Source organism: Paenibacillus sp. LS1 (assembly GCF_026013365.1).
Classification (GTDB): Bacteria; Bacillota; Bacilli; order Paenibacillales; family Paenibacillaceae; genus Paenibacillus.
Genome location: NZ_JAPDOE010000003.1, coordinates 268,618 through 288,027 on the forward strand (window position 1 = coordinate 268,618; position 19,410 = coordinate 288,027).

Below are 19,410 nucleotides of genomic sequence, written 5' to 3' on the forward strand. Positions count from 1 at the left end.
AGGCCACTGGTGGATTACAAAGAAAACTTTAAGTTTGAACATTAAAAAATAGCGGCGCAGGGATTCAGCTCCCTTACGCCGCTATTTTTTAATCAATTTTATCTTCGGGTTGGTTTTTCCAACCTTAACCGCTATCTACTTTTTGATTAATACCTGCACTATTGCAGCTTATGTTTCATCACAACTATTTTTTGTAATGTTGCATCTCTAAACACCATATAAAGGTTTCTATCTTTACCCATAGCTAAATTCAAATTAAAAGCTGTAGCTGCGTTGAGCTCCGCTTCTTCACCCACTTGAATCCAACGGCTCTCGTACTTCACTACCTTTGGTCGATTCTCGTTTGTACGATCTTGATAAGAAACATAAGGTACGCCATATTGGTCAATAATGAGTCCTAGCTTATAATAATCGGACGTCGGTTGGCTGCCCTCGCCGACCCTTTCCCAATCTGTCCCGTTATATTTCATCAGAACCCAAGTGGAAGGCGTTGAGTGGAGGACATAAGGTAGGCCATCCGGGTCGATTTCAAAAATTGGTGCCTCTACAAGTACTTTTACTTCCACTAGACCCAAGTCGCCACTACGCTCCCAAGCTCCATTATTATATTTAAAAATCGCTATACGCTTACCTCTTCCATTTCTAGTGGGATCACCCCTGTCTATTACTTCGGACACAGAGCTCATTACATATGGGATATTGTTTTTGTCAAATCTGATGACTGGGTCTAACGTCTCCCCACCGAATCTCTCACCACCGGTTAAAGGAACCCAACGATTTTCTTCATATTTCATCACCGTCATTTGATTTGCATTAGTATAAACCAAGTGAAGAACGTTGTTAAGGTCAAACGCAATGCTTGATTCTCCCCTTGGAAGAGACCCATCTTGAGCAATATTTTCCCAGGTTTCGCCATTATATCTCTGCACATATATACCTTCAACTCCGGAAGAAGTCCGGTAAAGAGTATCCTGATTATCCAGGGCAAACTTTGTGTATGTGTAGTACCGATAGGGAACCTCTCCAACGTAAGTGTCTTCCCACGTGCCTCCTTCGTAGATGTTCTTCCATACCCCTCCTTCATATTTCTCCAAGTACAGACGATTAGAACGCTCATAAGAAGCGTAAGTCGTACCGTCGCTGTCGGCAAAAACTTGACGAGTCGTACTACCTTCTATTGGACTACCTACATTGAACCATGGTGTCATCGTCCATTTGGCGTACAGACTGAGGTTTGCCGTCACCTCTGTATCGAAGTCATAGGCTTGCGTTCCTTCAAGATCGCTGTACCAACCGTCGAACTTATAACCCTCCCATATTGGTGTAGGTGGTGCTATCGCTTTGCCACCAGGACTCACCAACTGGCTCTCTACGTCTGAGCCACCGTTGCTATCGAAGCTCACTGTATGTTTGTTAGATATCCATTTTGCATATAACAAGAGGTCAGCCGTAACTGATGTCGCGAAGTTATAAGTCTCACTTAGAGCTGCATCAATGTACCAACCGCTGAATATATATCCGTCCTTTGTCGGAACAGCGGGAGCCACAGCTTGTCCGTCATATTCTACGGTCTGGGCATCCACGCTCGAACCTTCGTTGCTCTCAAAGGTTACCGTATAGATTACTGTCCATTTGGCGTACAACATGTGGCTCGCCGTCACCGATGTCGTGAAGTCATAAGCTTCGTTCAGACCGATGTCACTGTACCAACCACCGAACACATAACCGTCACGTATTGGGGCAGCAGGTTCCGTAGCCGTATCGCCGTCACTCACGGACTGGCTGCTCACCAATGATCCACCGTTGCTGCTAAAACTTACCGTATAGCTGTTTCTTGTCCACTTCGCGTAGAGCATTATATTTTCCATAACTCCTGCTGTGAAACCATAAGCAGTCGTCAAGTCTATATCGCTGTACCAACCACTGAAGGTGTAGCCTTCCCGGATAGGAACGCCCGGAGCGGAAGCCACAGCGCCTTCGTTCACTGTTTTGGCATCTACGATCGACCCACCATTACTTTCAAAAGTTACCGTATAGGTATTCGGTACATAAACCGTCCACTTTGCGTACAACGTAAGATTCGTCGTCACCACTACCGTTGTGAAGTCGTAAGGAGTTATCAGCTCAATATCACTGTACCAACCGCTGAATACGTAACCTTCGCGCTCCGGAGCGACCGGAGCTTCAGCTTTAGACCCTTCGTTCACCATCTGGCTCGTGACTACTGATCCTTCGTTGCTCTCGAAGCTCACCGTATAGCGTAACAGCCACTTCGCGTACAACGTAAGGTCACCCGTTACCGGTGCCGTAAAGTCGTAGAGAGTTGTCAGATCGCTGCTAGTATACCAACCGCCAAATACATAGCCTTCATTCGTCGGTTCAATCGGTGTGCTAACCAAGTTGCCGTATCCCACCGTCTGGTTCTCAACTTCTTCCGCTCCGCCATTACTGTTGAATTTCACCGTGTAAGCGTTCGTGGTCCATTGCGCGGTGAACGTCATACTTTCCTCAGGCATGGTCGTCGGAGGAGTCGGTGACCATCCCGCGAAGACATGTCCCTGCCAGATCGGTGTACCTAGATATAGCTGCGTCGTAGCGCCAAACGGAACTTCAATAACTTTGGTCGCCTGACCAGAACCGTTGTAATTGACCGTCAAGGTATGGGCATCGCGCTTGTAGTACAGTTTCAACACTGTTTTTCCATTGCCCGTTATTTGGCTTGTTAACACCGTTCCCGGAACATTTTCATCGAATTTAAACCCAGCATAGGATCTAGGGGTTATATTCGTCAGATTAGCTTCCGTATCGGTAGCTCCGCGATACGTTTCCGTATCTGCCACCGTATAGGTGTCACTCGCCATATTCTGCTTCAAGTACACGACTTGGTAAGGCGTATCTTCTTTGGCAGCCCATATAGCGGTGTACTCAGTATCCGAAGTCGGCATGGTGCTTGGCACTTCCGGTGACCAGCCGGCAAAAGTATAACCCGTTCTAGTCGGTGTCGGGATACGACCCGCAATATTTCTGCCAGCCGGTTCGGTTATCGTGCTGCGAGGAGCGCCTGGATAACCTAGATTGAAAGCGACGGTATGACTCGCCGGGTAATACTCGATTCTTACAACCGTCGATCCGTTTCCTTTGATGATTCGTCCGACGGATTCTCCATTCGCATAACCTTGGCTCTTGAATCGGTCAGAATTGATGCGAATCTCCGTGTCGGTCGTCCCAGTCAATAGCTCTGTATACGCAGGTAAAGCCGAAGTCGCTTTCCTTGTATCCGGGTCTATCAAATAATGCTCCACTGTATATGGCGTATTGTGGTTTACCTTCCAATGCGCATACAGTTCGTAGTCATCCTTAGGCATGCGGCTTGGAATCGTTACCTTTGTTCCCCCTGTAGCTGCCGTATACCATCCATCAAATGTATAGCCCGGATAGACCGGAGTAGGTACATTAACCGCTGCATTATAAACATAAGGCAGAACCTGAGTCACACCACCGTTGCCTGGGTGCAACTGGAAGATATATTCACCTTCTGTGACTCGCCACGTCAACGGAATTGTGCGCTTAAGCGGATCAGATGTGAATGAAAGCGGCGCCCCCTTCCAAGTAATCACCAAGCTACCCTTACTTACTAGACGACTGGTGTCCACCACTTTAATCTTCCCGTCAGCCTCGTTATACTTGAAATTCGCATTGTCCACTTGAACATCAAACTTCGTGGCTTCATACACTTGGGTATCGGTATCGCCTGTCTTCAAATCAAACATGCTCATCGTGAGCCACAACTCCGGCACAGTGATGGATGACGCGGAGCCTGCTAAGGTAAACCCAAGTGATTCATCCTGTGCATAGGCGAAGTCGTAGACGTTATGCTGTTCCCCAATTGTATACAGCGGCCACTCTTCATCGACCAGCTCTACGCCGCCGGAAAGCCCGCCATCACCTAATTGAGCGCCGAGTTCGACCTCCAAATAGATGCCAATCTCGACGAACAGGGCACCTAAAGACTTCGTGGTCTTCACCCCGCTAATATTTTTCAATTGATAATAAAAGTAGCCCCACAGATTCACATACACACCGGGTTCTACAGCAAGCCCGATACTATTCAACTTGACGCTTCCAATCCCCGCTTTGACCTCCATATGAATACCAGCTCGTAAACCGATCGTCCCCATCACATAGAAGGTAAATTGGTAATCTCCGTCTCCCGGCAAGCTGACCGTATTGCTCGAACCACTGAAACTCAATACGCGCAAGCTAACCGAGTAGCGCTTGGCCATCTTATAGTAGAAATCTGCCCCCACCGTCAGGTTCACCTGGGCGCTGACCACAAACTCCGCTTCAAATTTGACTTCCACAATACCTAAAGCCACACGTACGCTCTTTTCAAAGAGTTCTTTCTTGATTAACGGAACCCACTCCGTGTCTTGCTCCAACATCTCTTGATACTTTTCCTTCAACGATTCCGCATCTACCGCAGTATCCTGCACACCCGCCATTACCGCTTTTATCTGTGTCGCAATGTCCTGAACCTTTCCCAACCTGCCAGCGTTCTTCTCGCCCAGCCAGTCATTCAGTGCATCATTTAACTTATCGTGTTCAACAAGAGCTATCTCTGCCGTGATGTTCATTCCGGTATAGCTATAAGCATCCAGATTCGCCGTAATTACATAATCATCAATGCTGTACCAGTAAGGAATCCCCCACTTTTTCAGCCAGTGCCCTTTCATATCCCCATTGATACCGAGGTCCAGGCTCATCTCCTGAACGAATGTACCCGTCATATGGATGACAAGATCGCTGTCTTCATTGATATTGACAACAATATCGGCACCCACTTGTAATGTAGCGCTTACGCCTGAGGTCCGGCCGTCAATATTCTTCAGCCTCGTGCCGATTGAAGCAACAACGGTCAGTTTCTCCACACTTACCCGGCTGCCTTTACCGGATGCTAGGGAGGACTGAGCCTTGATCTCCTGAATTTCCTTCGTCTCCATGGCGATGTCAGACAGATAATCCGCGGCTTCGTTGACGAATCCGCTGTCTCTCGCTTGCTGCTCAATTTGCTCTTCGAGCTGTGCAATCTGTTCTTCCGACAACAGATCGTCGCCGTCAATTGCTTGCTTCTGATAGATGTTGAAGGCATTTTCAATATCTTCAATGGTGGCATCTTCATACGTAATTACGTCCATCTCCGCCTTGGGCTTAATCGACGTAATGCGTCCATAACCGGTTACCTTAGAACCTTCTTCGGCGAATTCACCTTCATAGAACCCGATAAAGTCTCCCACATCGACCGTGGTCAGTTCATCCAAACCAAAGGGCTCGTACAAGCCGTCGCTGTAGTTCATCGCGGTATGATCGACCGTGATGGAGTGGTTACTGGGATCTCCATCCGTATCTGCCTCTACGCTCACCGGTAGCACATCTGGCTTGAGCAACACTTGTTTGGCATCTGCGTGATCATAGGTATAGATGCTATCATCTACCGACGTGATCTGGACATAGGCCACATCACCATCTTCTTCACCAGTTGTTTCGACTGTGCGCAGTTCGGGACTAACTCCCTCATAGATGGCTACGGTATCACCAACTTGAATCACCGTGCCAGTGCTTCCGGTGTACTTGAACGTTCCACTACTCGCATTCACTTCGGCGAGTGCATTTTCGCCGCCTACCGTCGTCGTAACGACTGAAATCGCGGGCGAATCGACATCTGCTCCATTGATCACCATTTCCGTGACATCCGTGAACGGAATGTAGATCATGTTCGGATTGAGTGGAACATTCATGACTTCTTGTTTAGCAACGCTAAATACATAAATACTTGTCGTCGCGTCTTGGCCTTGGAAGGACAAGCTGTCATCGGTCAACGTAAGTTGATATGTGTTACCTTCAACGAACTTGCCGTTTTCGGCTGCTGACGATACCGTGAAAACTCCGTTCCCGCCAGAGACGGTAACCCCTTCGAATTCGGGATTCGCCGTATCCACGAAGGTCATCCCCTCTTTGACCTGGGATTCCGTTAGACTGCCCGATGAATCCTGCACCTTAATGGTGAAGTTCGGCGCGACATCCAGTACCGAATAGCTTGGTACGCTCTGTACGGCACGATCTATGCTATCCGTATACTTTGCATACAACTTTGTATCCGCGTTCAGGGTGCTCCCGCTTGCGAAGATGAGTGAAAGATCACTATCCGCAAACCACCCTTGGAATATATATCCTTCTTTTGTTGGAGCAGGTAGATTATTTAGCACCTGGCCTTTCCGCACCTTCTGTGCAGTGACTGGCGTACCTCCGTTGCTCTCGAAGGTGAGTGTGTATGTAGCCTCACCGGTGTTACCTCCTCCGCTGCCTCCAGACGTTCCGCCGCCACTATTACCACCTGCTGATGGCGTTGGCGTTGGTGTCGGTGTTGGTGTTGGCGTAACCGGCGTTTGATTCTGATTTTTCCACGCCTCTACAACCGCGTTGTTGCGCATGAAGAGAACCGCTGCTTCCGCGCGAGTCGCTTGCGCACGTGGATTGAAGTTCCCCTTTTCATCCCCGGTGAACACACCGGCTTGCCACAGCTTGATGACCGCGTCAGTCGCCCAAGGCGATACATCCCCGAGATCGCCCGGCTCTGTCTTGACCGGATTCACGGTCTGATAAGGGATCTGTTCGCTTTCGAAATACCGCAACGTCATTGTCGCCATTTGCTCCCGAGATACGGTAGCATCCGGCGAATATTTCCGATCCCCCGTGCCATCGGTAATTCCCTTCTTAACCGCCCATTCGACATATGGCGCATACCAGCTGCCCGCCTGTACATCGGCAAAGCTCGAAGTGGAGTACGCCCCGGCATCGACTCCGGCCATCCGTCCAAGTGCCGTTACATACATGGCACGTGTCATTGTCCCCTTAGGAGAGAAGCTTCTCGCGTTTGTTCCGCTGAATATGCCCTTCTCCTGCACATGGACGACTGCATCATAGAACCAGTCGGTGGGACTCACATCCTGGAATCCAGTGGATGTGGTTACTTTTGTCATCTGCATCGGCAGTTCAGCCGCTACTGCCGATTGCGCTGGTAATAGGGGCACGGCAGAAACTACTAAGCTGATCACCAGCATCCACATCAGGAACTGCCGGCTCACCTTCCATCCCTGTCTTACTTTCTTCACTTTCATTCATCCCTTCTATGTATAGATCAAACTAAAAAAGATCGTCCAAAATTGGTTTCTAATCAAGCTAATCAACAAAGCCAGTACGATAATGCCAACTTTACAGATTGAATTCGTTCACCGACCTTTCTGATCAGTCGCAGTCGAATTTTGACACCGACACAGCAAATTATGTCGTTTTTTCTTCCGTATTTTATCATGCGAGATAGGGGCGCTTGTGAATTATAAAGAAAACTTTAAGTAAGCAACTACTCGCAAGTGAGAACATCAATGACATCAAAAAATAGGGGCGTAGGGAAGGTAACTCCCACACCACTATTTTTCATGAATTCTTTATCGACTATAACGAACTGCTCTTCCCCCAACGCAGTCTTTGAGGAAGTGAAAAAACACTAATATGCCTCTTGGGTTTCAATGAGATAAAAGGCTCCTGGTGATTCTTCGCCACATTGTGGGCGATATGCCTGAAGCGAAGTCCACTTTCAAACTCGGGATTAAGCGCAATCGGGATGCCCTTATGTACGGAACGTATAATTTCTACATCGGCATGGATCACGCCAATCACACCGATATTGAGAATATCGATCATATCCTGCATCTTTACCGTTGCCGAACGGGCTTCCTGTCCGTCGGCCATATTAATGATGAGCTGTGGCGGAGCTGGAATCATATCTTCTAATAATCCGATTACGCGATCCGCGTCCTGAAGCGATGTACGATGAGGCGTAGTAACGACAATAGCCTCATCTGCTGCCAAAGCCGCATTCCAGAATCCATTTTCAATGCCTGCGGGCGAATCGATCAGCACATAATCATAGTTCTGGGCTATTTGCTGCACAACCTCGCCAAAAACTTGCGGATCATCGTGATGCAACGTGTCGTTACTACAGGAGATAAAGGACAAGGCACTGATTCGCTTATCTTTGACGATCACTTGATGTAAAGCACATCGACCCGTCAGAAAATCGGAAATATGATACCTTACCCTATTGCTCAGACCAAGCGGAATATCCAGATTTCTCAATCCAAAATCAGCATCGATCAGGCAAACGCTGCTCCCCGATAAGGCAAGGGCAGTCCCGAGATTAGCTGTGACCGTTGTCTTGCCAACTCCACCTTTCCCTGATGTGATACATATAACTCGTGCCATCGGAGCCACTTCCTTCTTTAATTACTAATGCGGGGCAGCATGACAACATTTCCTCACGTATTATCGTTTGATCCGGCTTGAATGAACGTCCTCTTAGCTAATAGTCAGTTACAATTTGATGAAATATGTCGTTATATCGACCAATGTGATTTTATCATGGTGGATTAACCTATTTGAGAAACCTAAAGAAAACTTTAAATCCGTGCGTATTGGATCGTTTAAGCTTTCTTAGAGACGGCACATCATTGTGACGAGGATGGAAGATCGCAGACTTGTGTTGAGGAATTCAATATCTTAAGTCGATTACGAAACTAGTGAAAAAAACAAAAAATGGGCCAATAGCGTCAAGTACTACCCTAACGCCATTCTCCCATTTATAATAGATTACCCACCTTACTGCTATGTTCATGCTCGTGATGCACTTGTAGCAACCAGCATATACCCGCTCCCCCGAACCGTAATGATTCGCTCAGGATCGGCAGGGTTGGACTCGATTTTTTTGCGTAAATTACTGATATGTACAGCAACCGTTCTCGTATCCTCCAGACTTTCCATTCCCCAGATGATTTGAAACAACGTATCGACACTGACGACACGATTCACGTTTTGTGCCATATAGGACAGCAGACTGAACTCTTTTTTCGATAAATAGATAGGTTTACTCCCCGTGTTGACGGACTGCGTGTAGAAATCCAGTGTCAAACCCGGTAACTCCAGCAGTTGTTCCCTTCTACCCGTCGACACTCTTCGAAGGTGAGCCTTGATCTTGGCCATGAGCACTCCCGGACTGAACGGCTTGGTCACATAATCGTCCCCGCCATAGGATAATGCGCTAATTTTTATTTCGTCTTCCTCTTGACTGCTCAGAAACACAATCGGCGCACTGGTGAGATTACGCGCATTCCTGCACCAGTCAATACCGTTTTCATTAGCCAGCAATATATCCAGTATAATTAAATCCGGCTCAAACGATGCAAGCAGCTCCATCGCTTCTGACCCGCTATGACTGCAGGTGGAGACAAATCCCTCCCTATCACAATACACCTGCACAATCTCGCATATATGAGGATCATCATCAACGATCATGATTTTGTGCGTGTCCATCTCATCACCCCTTTCCTTCAATCACCGTACAAGGAAACGTTACATAGAATGTCGCCCCCATCTTGCCGTCGCTCTCCGCTCGAACCATGCCTCCGTGCGCTTGTACGATTTCCCTGCAAATTGCCAGCCCCAGTCCACTGCCCTCTATGCCCATTCCCGGCCGATCATATCTGTAATTACGTTCGAAGATTTGCTCAAGCTGATCCGGAGGAATCCCCATGCCAGAATCCTGTATGCTAATGACTGCATGGGGAGCATGATTCATCACTTCCACAACTAGTGCAATACGCACCAGTCCCCCGCTGGAGGTGAACTTCATGGCGTTGGATACTAGATTAAATAAGGCCTGTTCTACTCTTTTCGCATCCATCTCGACAACAAGCGCATTAGATCGTCTATCCTCGGTATCTCCGATATCCAGTATGAAGTCTAATCCTGCATCGCGCACTACCAACTCATATTGTTCAAAAAAACGATGCAAGAAAGGAATCATCTGAACCTGCTCCATTCGGTACGAGACTTGTCCGGTCTCCAAATGAGACAAGAAGGACAACTCCTCGATCATACGGTTAATCCTTATCGTGTTCTCCCGGATGTACTTCAGATATTGCTCATTGCGTTCCGGCTTGACCCTGTCCTGTATAGCTTCTACATATCCAAGCATGCTGGACAACGGCATACGCAGATCATGCGTAATATAAGCAAGTAGCTTCTTCCTCCCTTGCTCGGAGTGAAGCAGTCGGTCATACGAGGTTTGGAGATCATCATGCACTGTAGATAAGGCCTGTGTTCGCTCCTGAACGGTCTGTTCCAGATTCATATTCATTTCAATCAGCTTGTCATTAACGTCCTGTAATTCACGTGTAATTCTCTCTTCGTTCGATGCCGTCCTCGTAGATCGCGAAGACAGTAAAATCAGCTGCGCGATCGTAAATATCAATAAGCCAAGCGGAGATGTATTTCCAACTAGCGACCATCCGTTAAAATACAAAAAATCGTTGACAACCGTGACCAAAGTAACCACCGACACCAGCAGGAAGATCAACGCTCCCTCCATTCGTCGCACGGCTGCCTGAACCAGTCCGATCATCAAATAAATCATATGTAGAACTACCATCACACCGATTACCAGCAAAAATTTTGTATATATAATTGCAGGGGTTACCACTACAAGGATACAGAATGCACCAGTTACGATCCGGGTGCCAAGACGAAACCATCGCGACACATAATTCGGAAAAATACAATCAAAATACATGGTGATGATATAACCGCTGAGGCAAAGAATCAGATATTCGATCTTGAACTGCAATTCCCAAGGAAAATGAGGCAACCATTGTGTAAAGATAAGCTCACCGTTGAACAAGGATCGAATACCAAGCAGTACAGTAAACAGGCCAAAATATAACGGAGCTCTATCCTTACTTCGCAGCATGAACAACAGCAGATTATACAAACCGATCACTAGCAAACTTGCCGTGATGAACATATCCCTGGCAAGATTCAGATTGGTCTTGGTCGTTAGTACGTCACTGCCACCCAGCTCGATATCCTTGGTAATGCCGCCCCGATGATGTTGGAAGTTGGAGACTTGCATGACCAGCTCTAACGTGTCGCTTTTAGGCTGAAAATACACCAGCTTTGTTTCCAGTTGCGGGGTCATGCTGTGCTTGTCCTGACCAACCTCACCAACTTCTGCCAGTAGCTCGCCATTGACCCATAATTTGTACGCATTAAAAATGCTAGGCAGCCGCAGAGCAAGCATCTCATCTCGATCCTGTTCGCTTAGATGAACGACCAGTCCAAAGGTTGCATAGCCTGTACCGCTCAGCCGCTGATCTTCTAACGGGTAGCCTAGCCAGGAGCTTGGAATGTTAATCCAGTGGTCCTGATTTCCTTCACTTGCTGAACGAACCCGCATATCCTCAGGCGACAGCAGTTCTTGCCAATAGAACGCCCACTTTCCTGTTAATTTTTGCGGATTCGTACTAAGTTGAGCCTGCGTTAAATCCAGAATACCTTCTTCACTTCGGAGCCCAGGAGAGTCCGACGAAGAGAGGACGACGTAGCCTGTAACCAAACCAATAACAGCAGCAATGATATACAACCAAACCTTACGAGAACCGACTCGGAGAATCTCCCTCATGATGAACCCAACCCCATTCTACAAGAGCGCAATAAGTAAGTTGATCATCCAAATAATATCATCATTGCAGGAGAATGTACCCTGCAAATTTCTAGCAGGTGTCGATAGCTAACATCGCGATGAGACCCTTTTGACGACGCGCGCTTAGCTGGGTACGCCACCACAAAAAAAAGTACGCACTTTGATGTGCGCACTGATATGAAGGAGCTTATTCGCAATGGATAATTCGAGCACAATCGCCATGTGCCAGAATCACAGATGACTCATGCATTATAGTGAATTATTGATGATGTCCGCGAATGCGTCCCTATTGTACGTGTCATCCTGAATGCGCCATTCTCCCTGATCTTGCAAAAAGGTGATATCGCCCGATATCGGAATAGACTTGAACTCCTTGCCGTTCTCGTCTGTAAACTTCAGATCGAGCGTGTATTCCACAAGAATCCAGTCGCTCTTGCTATCTTTGATCTTGGTTTGTATATTTTCAGGATGCAGTTTCGCTTGTTCAATATGTGCAACCTGAAGAAGCAAGAGAATATATCCATTAGCCATATAAGCCTCATAATTTCTGGAGGTCAGGAATGGCTTCATGGTCTCGCCTTTGGCCTGTAACCCTTGCATCTCTAGCATATCATCATAGTCCTTACCATCCACCGTGAGTTCTGTTGTCTTATAATCCAGCGACATTTCAAGCGCTTGTAGCTGCTCCTCTACTGTCGCCTTTTGATCACTCACATCAATCGGCTGTTCCGTTACTGATGGAGTGACGGATTCAGTGCTTTCCGCTGGTTCAGATGAAGTACATCCCATCAACATGGCGGCTGAAAGAAATAATGTACCCATCACATAAGCCAACTTGCGCATGGTTAAATCGATCCCTTTCTCGTCTGTATTACTCTCAATTATCCCTTCAATAGGATATAATGTCCAGTTATTGGACACATCTGAACAGTCATCCAGTGAATTACATCCATTGGGTGTCATCTGCATCATAGAATGTGTTATAGTCATCGGGAAGTAAACCGAATCTCAAGAAGGATAGCACCTGCGAGGCCAATAACTGCGTGTTTCCTTCAACAATGAAGGTGTGAAAGCTATGTCAACTTATCAAGTCGTCCCCATGATCTATAACTCCAAGGAACAGATTGATGCTATTATTTTGCTCGAACAACAATGTAAACAACTGGATTCCACCCATCTAAAGGCAGACCTTGACCATATCAGCAAAAAAGACGGAGACCATGCGCTCCTCTGTTATCGCGACGGTACATTGGTAGGACTCCTCAGTTGGTATGCATCTGACACCGTAACCGGAAATATTAATGCCATCGTACACCCGCAATTTCGTCGCCAAGGTGTGTTCAGCAGCCTGTTGAAACGGGCCATCCTAGACATGAAGCCACAGGGGATCAACCAACTCAGCTATCGTGTTCCTCAGGGCTTATCTCCGGGTGTTCATACTGCTCAATCTCTTGGAGCCGTCTATGATCGTGCCGAGTATTCGATGCAACTTGTAAATGAAGCGCTTGAGGCTGTAGAACCGCCTGAACTAACGTTGTCCGTGGCAAAAGACGAAGATATGGATTTTATGGTCACTTGTTCATCCCTAGCCTTCGGAGATTTAGAGGACTGGACACGCAATTATTTCAAGCAAACGAATGAACCCAGCCGAGTCACCTATATTGCATGCCAGCATCAACAGCCTGTTGGGCTGGTACGGGTCAACTCCATTAATGTGACAACCGCATTTATTCATAACTTCTGTATCTTGCCTGCTTATCAGGGACAGAAACTGGGGCGTACTGCGCTTAGCATCCTGGTTGATCTCCTAAGGAAACAAAGTTATACAGATATTCGCCTGTCTGTGGTTACCGAGAACGAACGTGCTTTGAATCTGTACCGCAGTGTTGGTTTTGAAGTGAATTCGGAGTATCACTATTTCAGTGGTAGTTTGAATCACTAGTCCTGCTTCGTGCAAATGCGGCACCTATGTACTTTGTAATGTGTAAGCCAAAAAGCCACATTCGATTGCTCGAACGTGGCTTCTATAGTTTCATCCCTTTTTGCAATATACAATTTTCTTGATGCTATCGACGGATAAACAGTATTGCTCTGCAAGCTGATCGATGGTTGTTCCCGCAGCGAATAGCTGGCGGATCTCGTCGTTCCGCTCCCGGACAATCCTTCTGCCACCCGAATTCTCGCCCCACTTCTTACGGGCATCCTTGGGCCTCGGAATATAGATCAAGCCACCGGGGATATAACGCTGTATTTCTTTGAGCAATTCTTCCGGGAAGATTGTATCCGCATTAATATATTTCACGTTGCTCCACTCCTTAAAAGTTAAAATCTTTAAGGCAGCAGAGTCGTACAATGAACGCATTAGATATGCACTATAGGTATGGCGGAAAAGAATTTCAAGCTCTATGCAAACAACCGCCGTTGTTCATCGCATGGACTCTGCATAGAGCGGGTCGTTAAACTTATTATGAATCGAATCATGGTAGCCCCCCATTCAATCGTTAAATCTGTAATAAACCCCTGTTAATTCTTCTGATACGCTCCATAGCTTGTTTGAAATGTTAGCATCATATAATTTTTCGATGATCTTAGCGCTCTTGGGGTAGCCCTTAGTGCCGCCCATACCGTTAGGAGCAATATATTCTCCTCCCGTAATTGTCGGATCTGTTGTAGCATACAAGGTAGGCAATGCCCCCATATGTGCAGGTTGACTAATAATTTTCAAAAGACTCCGCATGAATATATTGGTCTGTTTCCCCGAACCGAAGGAAAATAGATTGGTATGCGAAATTCCTGGATGAGCGGCGATACTCATAGAATCAATATGGGCGGAATTAAACTTATTCTGCAGTTCTCTCGCAAACATCAGATTGGCTAGCTTGCTTTGACTGTAGAACTTCATGGGAGTATATCCTTTGGATCCATCTAAATTATTAAAATCAATTGCGCCATTACCCGCTGCCAAACTGCTTACAGTAACTACTCTCGATTGCGGAGTAGAAATCAATCGAGGCAATAGCAGACCCGTAAGCGCAAAATGACCTAGATGATTACTACCAAACTGCAATTCAAAACCATCCTTCGTCAACTGGAATGGAGGATTCATAATTCCTGCATTATTAACGAGAATGGATAAGGAATCGTATTGCTCAAGAAAAGCGGCTGCGAACTTACGGATACTAGCTAAATCGCTAAGGTCGAGCTGCATAACGATTACCTCTCCAGCTACATGCACAGACGACTTTATTTTATTAGCTGCATTTTCACCTTTTTCCAGATTACGAACTGCAAGGATAACTTTTGCGCCTTTTTCAGCTAACGCTAATGCCGTTTCATACCCTAACCCGCCGTTCGAACCTGTCACAATCACTACTTTATCGGATACAGTCGGGATGCTGTCTTTAGTCCAAACTTCGCTCATTTGTCTACACACCTTTCCTATCTCTTCCTTGATACCCTAATATTCAGCGTTTGAAGGCCTTCATCCCACACCATACTGGCTTAAACTCCGTTCCAGCATCCCTCTAACCTGCTGTTGCAGTTCGAGCGGAGACACCACCTTCACTTCCGGCCCATAGGAGAGTAACTTTCGCGCTGTAAAAGAGAACTCCTCGGGCGGAACAAGTCCGCGCCACTCATGGCCTTCAACCGACTTAAACAACACATCTGACGCAGCAATCCTTGCTCCAAATTCCGTGAATTGCAATACCACTTCTACGCTTACTCTGTCTTCTTTGGCAGCTAGCCATGCCTTCAGACTCGGAACAGATTCATCTACGGATTCCATAACAGCCAACTGCTGCATGCGATCCACTCGATACAACAATACGCGGTCCTTATTTCCGGCTGGCATGTACCAATGTCCCTGCTCATAGTAGATGCCATAGGGAAAGACCTGGACTTTTTTACGACCACTACGGGCATGATACATAAACTCGACTTCTCTCTTTTCTACCGCCGCACCCAATATCTCGGTTGTTAAAGGCTCGGCATGCCCACCAGGGTGCTGGACAAAGGTGATATGCTCTCTCATTCGCATAATCAGATCCTGTACATCTTCGGGCAAAGTAGAGAAATACTGCTCAGCCAGATGTTCACGCATTGACCCATATGGAAAATCCGGGACTTCCTGTAGATATTCTAGCATCATAAACAACCCTAATGCCTCCTGCTGTGTCAGTTGAAGAGGTGGCAAAATCCGATTGGGTAACACCCGGTATCCACCGTTCACGCCAACTTCTGTATACAAAGGAAAACCCAGCGTCTGCAATGCATCCAGATCTCGCTGAATCGTACGAACCGATACGTCGAACCTTTCTGCCAGTTCTCGGGCAGTGAACTTCTGTCTGGAATCCATCAGGCGCATGATCGCCAGCTTCCGATGATTCATGAATTCAACATCCTAACTACGTCAATTTTTGTCATAGTTAAAGTGTATCATACATTTTAGAAGGGAGCGATGAACATGTCTGATAACAAAACAATTTTGTACATTGCTATGAGTTTGGATGGATATATCGCAAGACTGGACGGTTCGGTGGATTGGTTGTTCGATGTGGAGGGTGACGGAGGAGATAACGGATATGCTGCTTTTTATGAAACGATCGGTAGCGTCGTTATGGGACGTTATACGTATGAAGAGGTGCTCACACTATCTGAAGAATTCTCTTATGCGGATCGCCCAACGTATGTGCTTTCCCGCTCGGAACAGCCGTCCGCTCCGCATGTACAGTTTACAACCGAGACGGTAGATACGCTCATTCCCCGATTAAAACAAACTTCTGATGGAGACGTGTGGATTGTGGGTGGCGGCATATTGGTTCAAGCTGTGTTAGCCAAAAAATTACTGGATGAGATTGAAGTCGCCATCATTCCCAAAATTCTTGGTGAAGGCATCCCCTTATTCCCGGCAGGCACGGTGCCAAGTCAATTCAAAATGATCCGAACCCAGACGCTCGGACAGATCATTTCAATTCGTTATGAGGTTCAAAACAGCGGCACAGCGGACACACCTCCGAATATCTAATTAAGCAGAAAAGGGAAAGACCATTCTTATCATGAAAGAGTGGTCTTTCCATTACCATGTATCAAGTTATCCTATCAATCCTCGTATATATTCCGCTAACACATCTGCCGTCCTACGGTGAGATAATTCGCCTGGGTGGGTGCGCGCCCCTACCGTTTCTTCGGTAGTATCCGGAAGTTGGATGATCGAGACCTTACGGTCCCCTGTCCCCTTCATAAACGCATCAACCGCACGGTAGATAGCTGGCATCATGGGAAAACCAAGCATGCCATAAGCCCATACGAGATGTGCAGCCGGATTGTTTTTCCGAAGTTTGGACAGGAACTGTTCCACCGCTTTCTCAAAAGCAGCCAGATCTTCTTCATGATACGTACCATCTTCGTTCAAATGCTGCTTGTACACCTTGCCCGTGTCGGGGTCTTTCCACTCAGGTGACTGGAACGCACCTCCATCATTGCTGCCCAGGTTCACGACCACCACATCCGGCTGCCACGAACCAAAATCATGCTGATCTCCTGCGCCTAACGCTTCGTTACGTTCACCGGTAAGCAGGCCACAGACCTGTTCGTAATAATCGGGAATGTTCCCCTTCGGATTATTATCCCAACTTGTCAGCACACCCCAGCCACTTTGCGAGATGACCCGGTATTCTGCATTCAATGCCTCTGCTGTCATAAACGTATAATTATGTATGGCGCTGAACCACATCGGAATCCAATCTTCCTCTGTTTTAGCACCAATCGCACCTTCACCAGATGTAATACTGTCACCGATAAACTCGACCTTGTAGGGTTTTTCCTGCACAGGCAGGAACGTTCCATCCGATTTCACGGCATGAATCTGCATGGAACAACCTGGGTCGCCACTCATCGCTTGAACATCCTTAACGATCCGTACATTCTTCACCACATCCGCGTTCATGCCCCGGAATACACAGATCCAGTACCTTCCCGCCGTTAACATCTGCCGGCTCACCGGAACACCGTTGATCAGAATGCTAATCCATGATTCATATATATCATATTCAGACTCCACCTCAACCCAAAGTTCGGAGCTCTGCACATTGAGTTCGACTGCACTCCCCGTCCAAAATAACGTCAGCGGCGATAACTCTCCAGTTGTTCTGCCATGCACCTTGAGATAAGGCAGTTCCGTTAAGTCATAGATCTTTAACCTGGTATTCGCTTGTACGCTCATCCTTCATTCCCCCTCAACGATTCATAAAAAGTAGTTATTAAGCGCTTTCCTTTGTATCGATAACATGTTCGTCGTGCTACATCTATCTTATTATGTATTACGCACAGCACCAAAAATCCCCTGCAAGCGAGTCGTGCTCAAGTCCATCATATCAGATGTGCTTGATGCATCGTCCGCCCATAGGGGATTTTTCTCATTCATTTTTTTATCCAGTATCGTTATAAAACCTTACCCAGAAACGCCTTGGTCCGGTCATGCTGGGTATTCTGAAAGAGCTCTTCTGGCGTGCCTTCCTCCACAATATATCCGCCGTCCATAAAGATCACCCGATCCGCCACCTCACGGGCGAAGCCCATCTCATGCGTAACGACAATCATCGTAATTCCCTCGTGAGCGAGGTCTTTCATGACTTGCAGCACTTCTCCAACCATCTCCGGGTCAAGTGCAGACGTAGGCTCATCGAACAGCATCACACTCGGGTTCATGGCGAGTGCACGTGCGATGGCTACACGCTGTTGTTGTCCACCTGACAACTGCTCGGGATACGCATCCCTCTTCTGCGATAGCCCGACCTTGCCCAGCAGCTCCATTGATTTTTTCTCATTCTCGGCCTTACTCAGTTTCTTGATATGCTTCGGTGCGAGCATGATATTCTCCAGCACAGTTAGATGGGGAAAAAGGTTGAATTGTTGGAACACCATGCCCACATTGGTTCTCAGCTGATCAATATCCGTCTTGGGTGAAGTGACCTCGACACCACCGATCGTCACCTTTCCAGACGTCACATCCTCCAGCAGATTAAGGCAGCGTAAGAAGGTACTTTTACCAGACCCGGAAGGTCCGATGACGCATACGACTTCTTTCTCCTGAATCGTTGTGGAGATATCCTTCAGCACCTCATTGGCACCAAACTGCTTTTTTAGATTCTGTACGGTAATCATCGGATCGCATACCTCCTTTCAATGAATCGGGAAGCCCGGGACAACAGAACAATGATGATCAGGTAGAATATACCCACCACACCCCAGATTTCGAATGCCCGGAAGTTGGAGGAAATAATAATTTCCCCGCTTTGTGTCAATTCTGCGATACCTATCGCCGATAGCAGCGATGTATCTTTGATCGTAATAATGAACTGGTTTACAAAGGTAGGAATCATGCGCCGGGTTGCCTGAGGTAACACGACCAGCCTCATCGTTTGGAAACGAGTTAAGCCCAAGGAGCGCGCCGCCTCATGCTGCCCATTGCTAATCGAATTAATCCCTGCGCGGAAAATCTCCGAGATGTAAGCTCCTGCATTCAAACTAATTGCAATAATGCCTGCGGTCATCGCCGGAATCCGCATATCAAGGAACACTGGCAGCCCGAAGTAGATGAAATATACCTGCACCAGAAGGGGTGTGCCACGGATGATATCCACGTAAAGTGTGGCTACCAGCCGCAACAATCGATTCAAAGAGGTGCTCATCAGACCTGAGATCAATCCGATCACCATCGCAATGATGAGCGAGATCACGACTAGCTTCAACGTAACCACTGTACCCTCTAACAGAAGAGGCAGTGCGTCTATTATGACTTGCAAGGAGGAGTCCATCCG

The 19,410-nt window shown here is 47.1% G+C and carries 13 protein-coding genes; 2 read left to right on the top strand and 11 right to left on the bottom strand.

Annotated elements, in window-relative coordinates:
- Nucleotides 1-158: 158 nt before the first annotated feature.
- The 5 genes from OM416_RS16535 to OM416_RS16555 form a co-directional block, all read right to left on the bottom strand.
- A complete protein-coding gene (locus OM416_RS16535) occupies nucleotides 159-7,175 on the bottom strand; it encodes an InlB B-repeat-containing protein (protein WP_264931206.1) in 7,017 nt (2,338 codons plus the stop codon).
- Nucleotides 7,176-7,509: 334 nt separating this feature from the next.
- Entirely contained in the window at nucleotides 7,510-8,319 is an 810-nt protein-coding gene (gene minD, locus OM416_RS16540) for a septum site-determining protein MinD (RefSeq protein ID WP_264931208.1), read from the bottom strand.
- A 405-nt stretch (nucleotides 8,320-8,724) separates the two neighbouring features.
- A complete protein-coding gene (locus OM416_RS16545; RefSeq protein WP_264931210.1) occupies nucleotides 8,725-9,423 on the bottom strand; it encodes a response regulator transcription factor in 699 nt (232 codons plus the stop codon).
- A 4-nt stretch (nucleotides 9,424-9,427) separates the two neighbouring features.
- Entirely contained in the window at nucleotides 9,428-11,569 is a 2,142-nt protein-coding gene (locus OM416_RS16550; RefSeq protein WP_264931212.1) for an ATP-binding protein, read from the bottom strand.
- 270 nt (nucleotides 11,570-11,839) lie between these two features.
- Nucleotides 11,840-12,580, bottom strand: a complete 741-nt coding sequence (locus OM416_RS16555; protein WP_264931214.1) for a hypothetical protein — start codon at nucleotides 12,578-12,580, stop codon at nucleotides 11,840-11,842.
- Nucleotides 12,581-12,665: 85 nt separating this feature from the next.
- Here OM416_RS16555 and OM416_RS16560 point away from each other — a divergent pair, with 85 nt between their 5' ends.
- Nucleotides 12,666-13,532 carry a GNAT family N-acetyltransferase gene (locus tag OM416_RS16560; protein ID WP_264931216.1) on the top strand — a complete coding sequence of 289 codons (867 nt, stop codon included), beginning with the start codon at nucleotides 12,666-12,668 and terminating at the stop codon, nucleotides 13,530-13,532.
- Nucleotides 13,533-13,622: 90 nt separating this feature from the next.
- On the opposite strand, the gene OM416_RS16565 is transcribed toward OM416_RS16560, so the two are convergent.
- From OM416_RS16565 to OM416_RS16575, 3 genes are all read right to left on the bottom strand, one after another.
- Nucleotides 13,623-13,892 (bottom strand): CD3324 family protein, encoded by a 270-nt coding sequence (locus OM416_RS16565; protein WP_264931218.1) that lies wholly within the window; start codon nucleotides 13,890-13,892, stop codon nucleotides 13,623-13,625.
- Between the two features lie 192 nt (nucleotides 13,893-14,084).
- A complete protein-coding gene (locus OM416_RS16570; RefSeq protein WP_264931220.1) occupies nucleotides 14,085-15,011 on the bottom strand; it encodes an oxidoreductase in 927 nt (308 codons plus the stop codon).
- Between the two features lie 60 nt (nucleotides 15,012-15,071).
- A complete protein-coding gene (locus OM416_RS16575; RefSeq protein ID WP_264931222.1) occupies nucleotides 15,072-15,980 on the bottom strand; it encodes a helix-turn-helix transcriptional regulator in 909 nt (302 codons plus the stop codon).
- A gap of 69 nt (nucleotides 15,981-16,049) precedes the next feature.
- Between OM416_RS16575 and OM416_RS16580 the strand changes: the two genes are divergently transcribed.
- Entirely contained in the window at nucleotides 16,050-16,616 is a 567-nt protein-coding gene (locus tag OM416_RS16580; protein WP_264931224.1) for a dihydrofolate reductase family protein, read from the top strand.
- 66 nt (nucleotides 16,617-16,682) lie between these two features.
- Here the strand turns inward: OM416_RS16580 and OM416_RS16585 are convergent, their stop codons facing one another.
- The 3 genes from OM416_RS16585 to OM416_RS16595 all read right to left on the bottom strand — a co-directional run bounded on the left by OM416_RS16585 (nucleotide 16,683) and on the right by OM416_RS16595 (nucleotide 19,407).
- A complete protein-coding gene (locus OM416_RS16585) occupies nucleotides 16,683-17,813 on the bottom strand; it encodes an SGNH/GDSL hydrolase family protein (protein ID WP_264931226.1) in 1,131 nt (376 codons plus the stop codon).
- Between the two features lie 218 nt (nucleotides 17,814-18,031).
- On the bottom strand, nucleotides 18,032-18,754 hold the full coding sequence (locus tag OM416_RS16590) for an amino acid ABC transporter ATP-binding protein (RefSeq protein WP_264931228.1): 723 nt from the start codon (nucleotides 18,752-18,754) through the stop codon (nucleotides 18,032-18,034).
- Nucleotides 18,751-19,407 (bottom strand): amino acid ABC transporter permease, encoded by a 657-nt coding sequence (locus OM416_RS16595; RefSeq protein ID WP_074092820.1) that lies wholly within the window; start codon nucleotides 19,405-19,407, stop codon nucleotides 18,751-18,753. The genes OM416_RS16590 and OM416_RS16595 overlap by 4 nt, the downstream gene beginning before the upstream one ends.
- Between the last annotated feature and the right edge of the window lie 3 nt (nucleotides 19,408-19,410).